The following is a 1,363-nucleotide window of genomic DNA, read 5'->3' on the forward strand; positions in this document are numbered from 1 at the left end:
GACGGCCATCAGCACGGCCGCGGCGCCGGCCGTGGCGGCGCGGCGCCGGGAGGCGGGGGCGGCCGCTCCGCGCGGCGGCTTCCCTTCGGAACTGGTGCGCAAGGATCTTCCTCCGGAGTGCGGGGGTCCACCGCTCCTGGGAGTCGGGGGATGGACACCTTGGGTAGGCGAAGTACCGGTGCAGCCTGACACCGCGGAGGTGCTCCGGGCAAGGACCGATGGCCACAATTGCCACAATCAGCCACAGACCTTACGCATGGGGTGGCAGTGTGGTTCCATGGACGGCCCCGCGTGAGCAGAACGTCTCGTCGACCCGTGCCCGCCCGGGGAGGCGGGCCTACTCCTCGTCCTGGTGTTTGCGCGGCTTGTACTCGACGCCCACCCCGCCCATCACGGCGATGCCCCGCACGTGCACGATCGGCGCGTCCGGGTCCACCACGCTGGGGGTGTTCTCGGAGACGCCGAAGCCTCCCATGAGCGGCAGGCCGTGCACCCGCACCTGCACGTCGTCGGGCACGGTGATGCCCACCCCGCCCATGACGGCGCAGACCCAGATGGTGGTCTCGCGCTGGGTGAACCGGGCCTCGCGCAGGTCCAGGTCGATCCCGCCCAGCGCCGCGAAGGCGGTGAAGGCGCCCGGCACGACCCAGTTGCCCGACCGGGCGGCACCACCCAGGACGACGACCGCGGCCCGGCTGGTGGGTTCCTGGTCCACGACCCGGCCGCCGCCGTAGAGCGGCCGGGGCGAACGGAAGTCGGTGGGGGCCACGGAGGCGCCGGGAGCGTTCGGCGCCGGGAGGTCCTCGGTGAGGGGGACCAGCTCGCCGACGGTCTTGGCCCGGTAGACCGCGTCGAGCCGCTCGCTGTGCTCGTCCGGGTCCAGGCGCCCCTCGGCGAGGGCTTCACGCAGGCGGTGCGCGACGGAGTCGCGGTCGGCGTCGGAGGCGCGCATCCGACCGCGCTCGGGGGGAGTGATCTCGCTCATTGCTTCCACCATAGAACCATTCTCCCGGCGCCGCGCGGTGTGCCGCATCGGGGAAAATCCCCCAGAGATCCCCGAGACCCGGCACCGCGGCCCGGGGTCAGTCCTCGGGGAGCAGCCCGCGGCGGATCGCCTGGCTCACCGCCGACGTCCGGTCGCCCACGCCGAGCTTGTCGTAGACCCGCATCAGGTGGGTCTTGACCGTGGTCGGACTGATGTGCAGGGCTCGCCCGATCGCCGCGTTGGTGCGCCCCTCGGAGGCCAGGCGCAGCACCTCCACCTCGCGGGGCGACAGCACGGCGGCGGGCTCTCCGCGCCGGCGCATGCCGGTGAACAGCCTGCCCGCCAGCCGTCCGGTCAGGACGGTCTCCCCGCGCGCCG

Annotated in this window: 2 protein-coding genes; both read right to left on the reverse strand. The window is 73.4% G+C overall.

The window, feature by feature from the left end; genetic code table 11:
* Positions 1 to 337: 337 nt before the first annotated feature.
* Positions 338 to 997: a DUF1707 domain-containing protein gene (locus DQW06_RS28425; RefSeq protein WP_013151400.1), complete on the reverse strand. Its 660-nt coding sequence runs from the start codon at positions 995 to 997 to the stop codon at positions 338 to 340.
* Between the two features lie 85 nt (positions 998 to 1,082).
* Positions 1,083 to 1,363: response regulator transcription factor (locus tag DQW06_RS28430; RefSeq protein WP_198662582.1), on the reverse strand; the 281-nt coding region annotated here is incomplete at its 5' end.

The organism is Nocardiopsis sp. TNDT3, assembly GCF_003427465.1.
Lineage (GTDB): Bacteria > Actinomycetota > Actinomycetes > Streptosporangiales > Streptosporangiaceae > Nocardiopsis > Nocardiopsis dassonvillei.

Bases quoted from the DNA above. Each gene is read 5' to 3' on its own strand.
- DQW06_RS28425 (WP_013151400.1), bottom strand. From the start codon at position 997: ATGGTGGAAGCAATGAGCGAGATCACTCCCCCCGAGCGCGGTCGGATG.